The organism is Chromobacterium fluminis, assembly GCF_011602385.1.
GTDB lineage: Bacteria > Pseudomonadota > Gammaproteobacteria > Burkholderiales > Chromobacteriaceae > Chromobacterium > Chromobacterium fluminis.
The window spans coordinates 1-12,704 of record NZ_JAAOMA010000001.1; the positions used below are offsets into that span (position 1 = coordinate 1).

The 12,704-nt window shown below is 63.3% G+C and carries 9 protein-coding genes; 2 read left to right on the forward strand and 7 right to left on the reverse strand.

The window, feature by feature from the left end; all coding sequences use genetic code 11:
• Nucleotides 1-166: 166 nt before the first annotated feature.
• The 7 genes from HA052_RS00005 to HA052_RS00035 all read right to left on the reverse strand — a co-directional run bounded on the left by HA052_RS00005 (nucleotide 167) and on the right by HA052_RS00035 (nucleotide 7,763).
• Nucleotides 167-910 (reverse strand): M48 family metallopeptidase, encoded by a 744-nt coding sequence (locus HA052_RS00005; RefSeq protein ID WP_081544820.1) that lies wholly within the window; start codon nucleotides 908-910, stop codon nucleotides 167-169.
• Between the two features lie 176 nt (nucleotides 911-1,086).
• Nucleotides 1,087-1,944 carry a CDP-diacylglycerol diphosphatase gene (locus HA052_RS00010; protein WP_166450306.1) on the reverse strand — a complete coding sequence of 286 codons (858 nt, stop codon included), beginning with the start codon at nucleotides 1,942-1,944 and terminating at the stop codon, nucleotides 1,087-1,089.
• A gap of 102 nt (nucleotides 1,945-2,046) precedes the next feature.
• Entirely contained in the window at nucleotides 2,047-3,039 is a 993-nt protein-coding gene (gene oppF / locus HA052_RS00015) for a murein tripeptide/oligopeptide ABC transporter ATP binding protein OppF (RefSeq protein WP_166450307.1), read from the reverse strand.
• Nucleotides 3,032-4,033 (reverse strand): ABC transporter ATP-binding protein, encoded by a 1,002-nt coding sequence (locus HA052_RS00020; protein ID WP_166450308.1) that lies wholly within the window; start codon nucleotides 4,031-4,033, stop codon nucleotides 3,032-3,034. The genes oppF and HA052_RS00020 overlap by 8 nt, the downstream gene beginning before the upstream one ends.
• 18 nt (nucleotides 4,034-4,051) lie before the next feature.
• Nucleotides 4,052-4,966: an ABC transporter permease subunit gene (locus tag HA052_RS00025; protein ID WP_081544824.1), complete on the reverse strand. Its 915-nt coding sequence runs from the start codon at nucleotides 4,964-4,966 to the stop codon at nucleotides 4,052-4,054.
• 25 nt (nucleotides 4,967-4,991) lie between these two features.
• A complete protein-coding gene (gene oppB / locus HA052_RS00030; RefSeq protein ID WP_166450309.1) occupies nucleotides 4,992-5,912 on the reverse strand; it encodes an oligopeptide ABC transporter permease OppB in 921 nt (306 codons plus the stop codon).
• Nucleotides 5,913-6,146: 234 nt separating this feature from the next.
• Nucleotides 6,147-7,763 carry a peptide ABC transporter substrate-binding protein gene (locus HA052_RS00035; protein ID WP_166450310.1) on the reverse strand — a complete coding sequence of 539 codons (1,617 nt, stop codon included), beginning with the start codon at nucleotides 7,761-7,763 and terminating at the stop codon, nucleotides 6,147-6,149.
• 719 nt (nucleotides 7,764-8,482) lie between these two features.
• On the opposite strand from HA052_RS00035, the gene HA052_RS00040 reads away from it, so the two are divergent.
• Together HA052_RS00040 and HA052_RS00045 are read left to right on the forward strand one after the other, a co-directional pair.
• Nucleotides 8,483-9,616, forward strand: a complete 1,134-nt coding sequence (locus HA052_RS00040) for an efflux RND transporter periplasmic adaptor subunit (protein ID WP_166450311.1) — start codon at nucleotides 8,483-8,485, stop codon at nucleotides 9,614-9,616.
• Complete coding sequence (locus HA052_RS00045) at nucleotides 9,616-12,702, forward strand: efflux RND transporter permease subunit (RefSeq protein WP_166450312.1); 3,087 nt, start codon at nucleotides 9,616-9,618, stop codon at nucleotides 12,700-12,702. Before HA052_RS00040 ends, HA052_RS00045 begins: the two co-directional genes overlap by 1 nt.
• The last annotated feature ends 2 nt before the right edge of the window (nucleotides 12,703-12,704 follow it).

Here is a 12,704-nt window from a genome sequence, read left to right on the forward strand (position 1 = left end):
GCGCGAGCGCTTGGGTGAATTGCTACTTTCGAAACAACGGCGAGGGCGTGAATGCCCTCGCGTTGTGAAAAAGCAGCCGTCCCGTTACCCGATCAAACAAGTTCGATCCGCTAAGTGAACGGCATTACCGCCCCGGCGGTGCTTTTCGCTTGCGAGCGAATGCCGCTTACATGCTCTGGATCTGCTTTTCCAGTTTCACCGCGCGGTCGCCCGGCGCCGGGTGGCTGGACAGCAGGCTACTGTCGTTGCCGTACAGGTCCGCCAGCTTGCGCAAGGCGGCCGGACCGCCTTGAACGTTGTAGTTGTGGCGCTTGAGGAAGCCCACCGAGTAGCCGTCGGCGTCGCTTTCCTGAGATTGGGAGAACTGCGCGTTCACCACAGCTTCGGCGAAGCCGCCGAGCTCGGATTCGGACAAGCTGCTGGCGACGCTGTTGCCGCTGCCGGCCGCGCCCTTGCGCGCAGCGGAAGTGGCGTAGGCCAGTTGCATGGCTTTCTTGGTGTGGCCCAGTTTCACGTGGCCGATTTCATGGCCGATGACGAAGCGCACTTCATCGTCGTTCATCTTGTCCATCAGGCCGCTGTACACGCGCACGGTGCCGTCGGCCATGGCGAAGGCGTTGACTTCCTTGGTCAGATAAACCTTGAAGTTCAGCTTGGTGCCGTCTTCGCTGTCCAGGCCTTTGACCATCTTGGCCAGGCGCTTGGAATAGGCGTTGGAGGCCGGAGCCACTTTGTTCTTCTTGTCCATCACCACGCTGGATTCGGCCGCCATGGCTTTGACGTCGGCGTCGCTGAGCGTGGCGGATTTCACCAGGTCGGAACCGGCGCTGATCATGGAGCCCAGATCGAAAGCGTGCGCCGGAGCGGAGAAGCAAGCAGCAGCCAGAACTGTCAGAGCGAATTTTTTCATGTTGTCAGTCTCATTTAATTTACAAATTCAATTTACAAATAAAGCAGACGGATGCTATCCGCTTTGCCTCCGCTTGAAAAGCGATTGGCATAACTACCCGCCATTCCCGATTCACGGCCTCCTAGGCGCTTAAATCGGCAAGCCCTTGCCAGCGCAAAGGTTTTTTCGAAACCACGCTAGGCCGGTGGAGAAGCGGAGTGTGAATGGTTGTCGCGGAGACGCAACGCATAAGAACCATTAACGGACGCGCCTCGCTCGCCGGCGCGCAGCGCCGGACACGGGTGGTCCTGCAACTCCTCGACCGAGGCGCGGTTGGCGCCGATCAGGCTGGCGCGGCTGCTCAGCAGTATGAAACCGTCGCGTCCGTCTGTCAGCCGCGTCGCCACCAAGGCCAGGCCGTAGCGGCCCATTTCCAGGCCGGCTTCCGGCAGCCCGGCCGCCAGCGCCTTGAATGGATCCACTTCGGGCCCGCCGTCGGCCTTGGCCGCCAGAGCCCGCGCCCAGTAGACATGGCCTTGCAGCTCCACCGGCAGTTCCCGCCACTCTTCGTTCAAGCTGTCTTTCAGGTCTTCCAGTTGTTGACGCACGGTGGCGTTGGTGCAGGAGATATGGATGTGCAGCTGGTTTTGCGTGCGCCCGTACTGGGAGTTGATCGTCAGCGACAGCAGTTCGCGCGGAATCGGCCGGCCGTAGCGCTGCTCCAAAAAGCCGCGCGCGCGCCAGGCCGCCCCCCAGTAATCCGGCGCTCGCTCGATCAACAGTTCCGGGCTTTCGATGCCGCTGAGGCGGGCGGTGGGGATCAGCAAATATTGCAGCCAGCCGTTGCGGTCTTTCAGCACCGCGTACCCGCCGGCCTCGCCGCCGCTCAAGTTCACTTCGGCGCAGGGCGCTGGCTGACCGGTGGCTTGCTGATTGGGCTGGCACTGCCGGTTGACGATGTTCCACAAGGCGTCGGAATCGGCCCACAGCAGCGCCGAATACCCCAAGGCCAACGCGGCCAGCAGGCCGGTGGCGATTTTGAGCGTGGTTTTCATGTTTGGATTTTTACTTGATGCCACTCCGCCACTATAGCGAAGGCCGGGCCCGGACATGAAAAAACCGCCCCTAAGGGCGGTTGGTCGCGGGGCGAAGCCGGCTCAAGCCAGCAGGCAAGAGGACTGGCTCTGCTCGCTGACCCGGCGCAACGGCGTGGCCTGCTGAGCGCAGCGCGCCTCCGCCTGAGGGCAACGGGTGCGGAACACGCAGCCGGACGGCGGGTTGATCGGGCTAGGCAAGTCGCCTTGCAGGATCTGGATCACCTTGGTCTTTTCCAGCTTCGGATCCGGGATGGGAATCGCCGACAGCAAGGCGCGGGTGTAGGGGTGGGACGGCGCGTCGTACAGCGCGGCCTTTTCCGCCAGTTCCATCTCGCGGCCCAGATACATCACCAGGATGCGGTCGGAGATGTGTTTGACCACGGCCAGATCATGGGCGATGAAAATCAGCGCCAGGCCCATTTCGCGCTGCAACTCCTTGAGCAAATTGATGATCTGCGCCTGGATGGACACGTCCAGCGCCGATACCGGCTCGTCGCAGATGATGAGCTTGGGCTCCAGGATCAGCGCGCGGGCGATGCCGATGCGCTGACACTGGCCGCCGGAGAACTCGTGCGGATAGCGGTTGATCATCTGCTCGCGCAGGCCCACCTTGGCCATCATCGCCTTGACCCGGCGCATCACTTCCTCCGGCCCCAGCTCCGGCTTGTGCACGCGCAGCGGCTCGCCGATGATGTGGGCCACCGTCATCCGCGGATTGAGCGAAGCCAGCGGATCCTGGAAGATCATCTGGATGTCCTTGCGCACCGCCAGCCAATCCTTGTCGCTGCCTTTGCGCAAGTCCTTGCCCATCCAGACGATTTCGCCGTCGGTGGCGGGAATCAGGTTCAGGATGGCGCGGCTGAGCGTGGATTTGCCGCAGCCGGATTCGCCCACCACGCCCAGCGTTTCCCCGGCGTAGAGGTCGAAGCTGACGCCGTCCACCGCCTTCAGGGTTTTCTTGGCGCTCCACGGCCAGCTGTCGTTCCCCTTGACCTGGAAGTGCACTTTAACGTCGCGCACCGAGAGAATGGCTTGTTTGGCTTGTTCAGACATGGGCCACCTCCTGGGCTGCTTGCGCCAGCTCGACGGCCGGCTTGTGACAGGCGCGTATCACCTGCGGATTGTGGCTGCTGGCCTGCAGCAGCGGCAGCTCGTCGGCACAGCGCTCGGTGCTGTGCTGGCAACGTTCGGAGAACGGGCAGCCCTTGGGCATGTGCGCCATATTGGGCGGGTTGCCGGGGATGCTGATCAGCTCGCTGCCGTCGTGGTCCAGCCGCGGCAGCGCGCCCAGCAGGCCGATGGTGTAAGGGTGGCTGGGATGGTAGAAGATGCTGTCGGCGTCGCCGTATTCCATCACCCGGCCGCCGTACATCACCATCACTTTTTCGCACAGGCCCGCCACCACGCCCAAATCGTGGGTGATCATGATGATGGAGGTGCCGAAATCGCGCTGCAGATCCTTCAGCAGCGTCAGGATTTGCGCCTGCACCGTCACGTCCAGCGCGGTGGTGGGTTCGTCGGCGATCAGCACTTCCGGCTCGCACAGCAGCGCCATCGCTATCATCACCCGTTGGCGCATGCCGCCGGAGAACTCATGCGGATACATGTCCACGCGGCGCGCCGCTTCCGGAATGCGCACCGCTTCCAAAAGCTCGATCGCGCGCTTCTTGGCCGAGCGCCGGCTCATGCCCTTGTGCAGTTCCAACACCTCGGTCATCTGCCGCTCCACCGTCAGGTAGGGGTTGAGCGAGGTCATCGGGTCCTGGAAGATCATGGACACGCGGTCGCCGCGGATGGCGTTCAGTTCCGGGGCGCCCATGGTCAGCAGGTCTTTGCCGTGAAACAGCACTTCGCCGCTGGTGGAACCGTTGCGGGCCAACAGGCCCATGATGGACAACACGCTCTGGCTTTTGCCGGAGCCGGACTCGCCGACGATGCCCAGGGTCTGACCTTTGTCCAGTTCGAAACTGACGCCGTTGACGGCGTTGACCATGCCGTCGTTGGTCTGGAACTGGACCCCGAGATTGCTGACTTTCAAAATGCTCATAGTGGTTCTACCTCGGGCTCATCGATCTTTCGGGTCCAGCGCGTCGCGCAGGCCGTCGCCGATATAGTTGGCGCAGTACAAGGTCAGCGACAACATGCCGGCGGGGAACAACAGCTGCCAGGGCTGGCTTTCCATGGTCTTGGTGCCGTCGCCGATCAAGACGCCCCAGCTGGTCATCGGCTCTTGCACGCCCAGGCCCAGGAAGGACAGCACCGATTCGGTCAGAATCACCCCCGGCACCGTTACCGTAGTGTAGATCACCACGATGCCCAGCAGATTGGGCACGATGTGGCGGGCGATGATGGTGGCGGTGGACACGCCGATGGCGCGGGCGGCTTCCACGTATTCCTTGGACTTGATCGACAGCGTCTGGCCGCGCACCACGCGCGCCATGTCCATCCAGCCCAGAATGGTGATGGTCAGCACCACCAGATAGAACTCGCGGCCCAACAGGGTCACCATCAGGATGGCGATCAGCAGATAGGGCACCGCGTACATCATGTCCACGATGCGCATCATCAGGTTGTCTATCTTGCCGCCGAGGAAGCCGGCGCTGGCGCCCCACAGCACGCCTATGATCACCGCGGCGACGGTGGCCAACGCGCCCACCATCAGCGAGATGCGGCCGCCTATCAGGGTGCGCACCAGCAGGTCGCGGCCCAAGTCGTCGGTGCCGAACCAGTGCATGCCCTGCCAGGTGGGCGCCAGGCTGATGGCGTCCCAGTCGGTGTCGTCATAGGTATGGGGCAGGAACATCGGCCCGAAAATACAGGCCAGCACGATCAGCGACAGGATGATCAGGCTGACCACGGCCGCGCGGTTGCGGAAAAAGCGGATGCGCGCGTCGCGCCACGGGCTGCGGCCTTCAACGGCGGCGTCGTCCAGACGGGTCTCCAGCGCGATCGCCGCTTGCTTCTGTTTGCTTCTCAACATGGGGAATCCTTCGCGGTCACGCGCGTCAATAGCGAATCTTGGGATCGAGGAAGGCGTAAGCCAGGTCGACCAGCAGATTGAGCAGCACGGCAATCACCGTCACCAGCACCACCAGGCCCAGCACCAGCGTGTAGTCGCGATTGGACGCGCCGTTGACGATGAGCTTGCCCAGGCCGGGCAGAGAGAAGATGGACTCGGTGACCACGGCGGAGGTGATCGAGGAAATGGTCAGCGGCCCCAGCAGCGTCACCACCGGCATCAAGGCCGGCTTCAACGCGTGGCGGACGATGATGGTGCGCATCGGCAGGCCCTTGGCGCGCGCGGTGCGGATGAAGTTGCTGCCCAGCACCTCGATCAGGCTGCCGCGCATCACCCGGCCGATGGTGGCCACGTTGATGAAGGTCAGCAGCGCCACCGGCAGGATCATGAAGCGCGGATCGAAATCGTTCCAGCCGCCGGACGGCAGCCATTGCAGGGTGACGGCGAAGATCAGCACCAGCACCGGGCCGATGATGAAGGACGGGAAAGCGCTGCCCATATTGCTGATCAGCATCACCAGGTAATCCACCGCGCTGTTCTGACGCAAGGCGGCGACGATGCCCAGCGCCACGCCTATCACCAGCGAAATCAGGATGGCGCTGCCGCCTATGGTCGCCGACACCGGCAGCGCCTTGGCCACCAGATCGTTGACGCTCCAGTCCGAATAGCGGAAGGAGGCGCCCAGATCGCCTTGCAGCAGGCTCTTCAGGTAATACAGGTATTGCTGCCACAAGGGCAGGTCGAGATGGTATTTGGCCTGCAGATTGGCCAATACCGCCTCGGAAACTTTGCGCTCCCCGTCGAAGGGGCCGCCAGGGGTCATGTGCAGCAGCAGATAACAGACGGTGATGACGGCCAACACGGTGGGGATCGTCAACAGCACGCGTCGTAAGGTGTAGGACCACATTGCAAATTACTCCGACTCGCCGCGCCCGACGCGCGCCGGCGCGATGCGCGGGCTGCGGACGGACCAACGGCGATTGACACCGATCAGTCACGGGCGGGCGCCGTTTGCGACGGCGGCCCGCTCAACACACCGGGGTTGCCCCCGTTTTCAGATCAAGGCTAACGCGCGTCCGCCCGCGCGCCTCCGGTCCCGCTAGGGACTGGAGGCGTTCAGGGGTCGGCGCGAGGCCGGCGATCAATGCTGGATGATGTAGAGATCCTTGCTGCGGTAGCGATCCACCGGGTTCTTCAGCGAGTAGCCGCCCACATACGGTTTCACCAGGCGCGGCAGCGTGTACTGCAACACCGGGATCATCGGGTAGTCGTCCATCACCAGTTTGGTGGCCTGCGTCAGCAGTTGGGTGCGCTTGGCTTGATCGGTGCTTTCATTGCCCTGCTTGATCAACTCTTCCGCTTTCTTGTTGCAGTTGAAGTTGTCGTTCTGGGTATTGCCGCACTGAACCAGCGCTAGGAAGGTAGTGGCGTCGTTATAGTCGGCCAGCCAGCCGTTGCGCGCCACCTGATAGTCGCCGTCGTGGCGTTTCTTCAGGAAGACTTTGAACTCCATGTTTTCCATGGAGGTGTTGAAGCCCAGCTTGCTCTTCCACTCGGAGGCCACGAAGATGGCCATCTTCTTGTGGTAGTCGCTGGTGTTGTAAGACAGCTTGAGCGTGGTGCCCGGCTTCACGCCGGCCTGGGCCAGCAGCTTCTTGGCCTCGTCCACGCGCTTGGCCATCGGCCATTGCGCCCAGTCGTAGCTGGTGGGCAGGCCGCCGTGCACGCCCTTGACCATCACGCTATAGGACGGCAGCTGGCCGTCGCCGGTGATTTTCTTGGCCATCAGGTCGCGGTCCACCACCATGGACAGCGCCTTGCGCACGCGCACGTCCTTCAGCAGCGGGTCCTTGTTGTTCAGGCTGTAATAGCGCAAACCCAGGATGGTGGAGGTTTTCAGATCCTTGGGCATGGCGCTCTTGAGCTTGTCGAAGCTGCCCGGCGGGATCTCGTAGGTCATGTCGCTCTGACCGGACTGGTACAGCTTCTGATCCGCGTTCTGGTCTTCGATGGGCAGGAAGCTGACGCGGGTCAGCTGCACATTCTTGGCGTTCCAGTACTGCGCGTTCTTCTCAATCACCACCTTGCTGTTGACTTGCCAGTCTTTCAGCACGAAGGGGCCGTTGCTGACCATCTTGCCCGGCTTGACCCAGTCTTTGCCGAACTTGTCGATCACCGCCTTGGGCGCGGGGCCCAGTTGGGCGTTGGACATCAGTTCCGGCAGGTAGGACACCGGGAAGGCGGTATCCACTTGTACGGTGTATTTGTCCAGGGCCTTGACGCCGATGGCGGTCACCGGCTTCTTGCCGGCCACGATGGCCTCGCCGTTCAGGAAGAAGATGCCGAAGGTGCCGGCGTAGGGAGCGGCCAGCTTGGGATCCACCAGGCGGCGGATGCCGTAGACGAAATCGTCGGCGGTCACGCCGCTGCCGTCGGACCATTTGGCGTTCTTGCGCAGCTTGAACACCCAGGTAGTGGGCGCGGTCTGTTTCCAGGATTCGGCCACGCCGGGCTGCAGCTTGCCTTCGTTGTCGGTGGCGGTCAGGCCTTCGAACAGGTCATGAGTGATGATGTTGGCGGGCACGCCCTCCACTACCATCGGGTCCAGCGATTCCGGTTCGGAGCCGTTGGAGCGCACCAGTTCCTGCTTGGCGGCCAACTTGGTGCCCGGCGGCACGATGGCGGCCAGGGCCGCGCCGGAAGTCAGGGCCAGCGCCACGGCGGCCGCGATTGTCTGTAGCGATTTTTTATCAGCCATCTCGCCTACTCTCCTAAGTATTGTCGATCCCGTCGATATCGCGGGACGATCAGAATCTTCACTCGATTGTATCCAGAGTGGTTGGCGGCCATTATGCGCTGAGGATTTTGAATACTTCAAGTGCTAAGCACGACGCCGCGGCGAGCGATTTAACGTTTTAGTCGCAAATTGACTATCCTTGCCCACATTAGCTGCCACAGCCTTCTGATTTCGCGGCAGTTTTTCACTTTATACGTCTTGGCATTCTAAAAATTATTGGCTCACATACCCATTGCTCATGGATAGACAAAATAAGCCTATACAATTAATCCAAAGACATATCAGAGTAATCTAATTTTCTTTTTGGCGGCTTTTTCCAAAATCATTAACGCTTTTGCGCTTGGCGAAAACGGAGGGGCTTGAGTAAGCTCGACCCGACGCATGCCGCGCGCCGCGCCGGCTTCCCGGCCGCAGCCCCAGGCGCCCAGTCCGCGCCGCCAACGCATCTTCCTGATCCGCAAGGCTTATTCAGCCCTATCATTCCAAATAGCGGACGGAGTCCGGCCCGGTCTTCCGAGCCACGCGACCGGCGGCGGAGAGACGCCCTGGAACGCGGCCCGTCGCCGGACTAAATGTCCGCGGCAAGCGGCGACGCCGGCATGCGCCGACAGGTATCGATGGGACGACGCCTGGCATCCACACGGCGGGCTAGGCGCCCGCCCCAAGAGCGAGAATAAAAGATGAAGAAACGAGTCGTTGCAAGCGCAGCCGCGCTTGCTCTGGCTGCGGCCGGCCTGGCCGGCTGGTATGGCTCCAGAACAACCGCGGCCGCTGCAAAAACCGCGGCGCGCCCGCCGATTGCCGTTGGCATCGCCAAAGTGGCGGCGGAGGATCTGCCGATCGAGCTGAACGCCACCGGCAATGTCACCGCCATTGAAAAGGTGGAGGTCAAGCCTCAGGTCTCCGGCATGGTGGCCAAGGTCCACGTCAAGGAAGGCCAAAACGTGGCTCCGGGCCAATTGCTGTTCACGCTGGACGCGGCGGCGGAAACCGCCCAGTTGAAAAAAGCCCAGGCGCAGACGCTCAGCGATCAGGCCCAACTGAAAAACGCCGAACGCGACCTGGCGCGCAGCCGCGACCTTCTGGCGAAAAACTTCGTCTCGCAAAGCGTGGTAGACGCCAATCAATCCAAGGCAGACGCGCTCAGCGCCACCGTCGCCGCCGACCGCGCCCAAGTGGAAGCGGCGCGGGCGGCGCTGGACTATAAAACGCTGCGGGCATCCATAGGCGGGCGCATCGGCGTCATCAGCGTCTATCCGGGCACCTTGGCGCAGCCGGGCATGGCCGCGCCGATGCTGACCATCACTCGTATTCATCCGATCAACGCCACCTTTACCCTGCCGGAGCGCGAGCTGGGCGCGGTGCGCGCGGCCCAGGCCGCCGGCAAGCTGCTGGTGCGCGCCACGCTGCCGGACAGCGGCGACAGCGTGGACGGCAAGCTGGTCTTCATCGACAGCGCGGTGGACAGCGCCAACGGCACGCTCACGCTGAAAGCCGAGTTTTCCAATCAGGACGGCAGGCTGTGGCCGGGCCAGTTCGTCACCGTCTCGCTCAACGCAGGCCGCTACCAGCAGGCGGCCACCATCCCGGTGGCGGCGCTGCTCACCGGGCCGGAAGGCAAATTCAGCTACGCGGTGCAGGCCGACGGCAGCGTCAAGCGCGCGCCGGTGGAACTGCTGGCCATTCATAAGGAAAAAGCCGTCGTCAAAGGCCTGCGCGTCGGCGATGCCGTGGTGTCCAACGGCGGCCTCAATCTGCGCCCCGGCGACAAGGTGCGCGCGGCCTCGGCCGGCCCGGCCAGCGGAGGCCAATGATGCAAATCTCCGAGCTCTGCATCCGCCGTCCGGTGATGACGGTGCTGCTGTGCCTGTCCCTGGTGGTGGCCGGCCTGATCGCCTATCAGAAGCTGCCCATCGCCGCGCTGCCCAGCTTCGATACGCCCACCATCAACGTCTCCGCCAGCCTGCCCGGCGCCAGCCCGGACAGCATGGCCTCCTCGGTGGCCGCGCCTCTGGAAAAGCAGTTTTCCACCATTCCCGGCATCTCGGTGATCAGCTCGTCCAGTTCCCTGGGCAGCACCTCCATCACGCTGGAATTCGACAACGACCGCAATATCGACCTGGCGGCGGTGGACGTGCAGGCGGCGCTGCTGCGCGCACAGCGTTCGCTGCCGACGGAAATGACCTCGACCCCGTCCTACCGCAAGGTCAACCCGGCGGATTCGCCGGTGCTGTTGCTGGCGCTCAATTCGCCGTCCATGTCGCTGTCCGACCTCAACGACTACGCCGAGAACTGGATCTCGCCCAATATCGCCACCCTCAAGGGCGTGGCCCAGGTCAACATCTTCGGCCAGAAGCGCTACGCGGTGCGGATCAAGGCCGACCCGGGCAAGCTGGCCTCGCGCAATTTGACGCTGGACGACGTGGCCGCCAGCATCCGCGCCGCCAACGTCAACACCCCGGTGGGCACGCTGGAGGGCAAATCGCAACTGATGACGGTGGAAGCCAACCGCCAGCTGCAAAACGCCGCCCAGTTCGCCAAGCTGGTGATCGCCAGCCGCAACGGCCTGCCGGTGAGGCTGTCCGACGTGGCCGCGGTGGAAGACAGCGTGGAAAACCTCAAGACCGGCAGTTGGGTCAACGGCGAGCGCTCCATCGTGCTGGCGGTGATGCGTCAGAGCGACGCCAACACCGTGGCGGTGGTGGACGCCATCCGCAAGGAGCTGCCGCAACTGCAGGCGCAATTGCCCGGCTCGGTGCGGCTGAACCTGCTCAACGACCGCTCGCAGTCCATCCGCGAAGCCATCCACGACGTCAAGCTGACCCTGTTGCTCACCATCGCGCTGGTGATCATGGTGATCTTCATGTTCCTGCAGCGCATGGCGGCCACGCTGATTCCTGCGCTGTCGCTGCCGATCTCGCTGATCGGCACCATAGGGCTGATGTACTGGCTGGGCTACAGCCTGGACAATATCTCGTTGCTGGGCATCACGCTGGCGGTGGGCCTGGTGGTGGACGACGCCATCGTGATGTTGGAAAACATCGTCCGTTATATCGAAGAGGGCTTGTCCCCGATGGAGGCGGCGCTGAGGGGCTCGCGTGAAATCGCCTTCACCATCGTGTCGATCTCGCTGTCGCTGGTGGCCATCTTCATCCCCATCTTCTTCATGCAGGGCGTGATCGGCCTGCTGTTCCACGAATTCGCCGTGGTGGTGTCGCTGGCGGTGCTGGTGTCGGCGGCGGTGTCGCTAACCCTGATCCCCTTGCTGTCCTCGCGCTTTCTCAGCGCCGACTCGATTGGACACCAAGCCCAGCGCGGCCGGCTGGCCGCAGCGCTGGAGAACGGCTTCGACGCGGTGCTGGCCGGCTATCGCCGCACGCTGGACCTGGCGCTCAAGCATCGCCGCCTGACCCTGGCCGGCGCGCTGTCCACCTTCGTCCTGACCGCATTGATGTTCAACGGCATTCCCAAGGGCTTCTTCCCCACCGAGGACACCGGCCAGATCATGGCCAGCACCGAGGCGGCGCAGGACATCTCCTACGACGCCATGCTCAAACTGCTGCAACGCGCCGCCGCCATCACCCAGGCCAACCCCAACGTCGCCTTCGCCACCTCCTCGCTGTCCGGCGGCAACACCGGCCGCATGTTCATCCAGCTCAAACCGCGCGGCGAGCGCGCCAAACTGGACCCGACCATGGAAAGCCTGCGCCGCGACCTGCGAGCGGTGCCGGGGCTCAGCGTCTATCTGAACCCGACGCAGAACCTGCGCCTGGGCGGCCGCCAGAGCAAAAGCCGCTATCAATACACTCTCCAAGGCATACAGGCGGAAAGCCTGAACACCTGGTCCGACAAACTCTTGCAGCGGATGCAGGCCGATCCCATCTTCCGCGACGTCACCAGCGACTCCCAGCTCAAGGGCCTGCAAGCCAAGCTGAACATAGACCGCGACAAGGCCAACCTGCTGGGCGTGGATATCCAGAGCATACGCAGCGCGCTGTACAGCGCCTTCGGCGAGCGGCAGATTTCCACCATCTACACCGCCAGCGACAACTATCAGGTGATCCTGCAGGCGGACGACCCGTTCAAGGTCAACGAGTTCGACTTCTCGCGTCTGCGCGTGCGCGCCGCCGACGGCCAACTGGTGCCGCTGTCCAGCATCGCCTCGGTGGAGCGCACCGTCGGCCCGATCTCGGTCAACCATCAAGGCCAGTTGCAGGCGGTGACGCTGTCCTTCAACCTGGCGCCCGGCATCCCGCTGAGCCAGGCGGACCAGCACCTGCGCCAGCTCAAAGAGCGCATCGCCCTGCCCGCCTCCATCGCCACCAGTTACAGCGGCGACGCCGCCGCCTTCGAAGAAACCCAGGGCAGCCAAATCCTGCTGCTGGGCATCGCGGTGGCGGTGATCTACGTGCTGCTGGGGGTGCTGTACGAAAGCTATATCCACCCGCTGACCATTCTGTCCGGCCTGCCCTCCGCCGCCATCGGCGCGCTGGGCACGCTGATGCTGTTTGGCCAGGAACTGACCGTGATCGCCAGCATCGGCATCCTGATGTTGATCGGCATCGTCAAAAAGAACGCCATCATGATGATCGACTTCGCGCTGGAAGCGCAGCGCAAGCAGGGCATGTCGCCGGAGCAGGCCATCCACGCCGCCTGTCTGCTGCGTTTCCGGCCCATCATGATGACCACCTTGGCGGCCTTGATGGGCGCGCTACCCATTGCGCTGGGCCTGGGCGCCGGCGCCGAGTTGCGCCAGCCCTTGGGCCTGGCGGTGGTGGGCGGCCTGGTGTTCTCCCAGGTGGTCACGCTCTACATCACCCCAGTGCTCTATCTGTATTTCGACGCGCTGGCGCAACGCCACGCGGCCTGGCGGGAAAGGCGGCGCGCGCTGCGCGCCTGACG